Source organism: Mangrovimonas sp. ST2L15 (assembly GCF_001280515.1).
GTDB lineage: Bacteria > Bacteroidota > Bacteroidia > Flavobacteriales > Flavobacteriaceae > Mangrovimonas > Mangrovimonas futianensis.
The window spans coordinates 1-491 of sequence record NZ_LBIQ01000041.1 but is presented as its reverse complement, the minus strand read 5'-3'; the positions used below and the strand labels follow the sequence as shown (position 1 = coordinate 491).

Sequence of the window (491 nt, the reverse complement as noted above, 5' to 3'; positions counted from 1 at the left end):
TGGCATCACATTCTACGGTCACATCGGCAGGAACGCCAACAAGCACCGGAGGCGTGTTGTCCTCCACGGTAATGGTTTGGGTTTGTGTTGTTGTATTGCCATCGTTATCAGTTACGGACCATTCACGGATGATAGTTCCAACACCATCATTGACAGTATTGGTAGTTTCTGAATAGCTAACTGTAAGGGTTGTATCACAGTTGTCTGTTGCGGTAACCACAGCAGGAGCGGGTATGGCATCACATTCTACGGTCACATCGGCAGGAACGCCAACAAGCACCGGAGGCGTATTGTCCTCCACGGTAATGGTTTGGGTTTGTGTTGTTGTATTGCCATCGTTATCAGTTACGGACCATTCACGAACGATAGTTCCAACACCATCATTGACGGTATTGGTAGTTTCTGAATAGCTAACTGTAAGGGTTGTATCACAGTTGTCTGTTGCGGTAACCACAGCAGGAGCGGGTATGGCATCACATTCTACGGTCACA

Annotated in this window: 1 pseudogene; it reads right to left on the bottom strand. The window is 47.9% G+C overall.

Annotation, left to right across the window (positions count from 1 at the left end):
• Nucleotides 1–491 (bottom strand): annotated as a pseudogene (locus ZA07_RS16210) (gliding motility-associated C-terminal domain-containing protein); the annotation flags it as partial.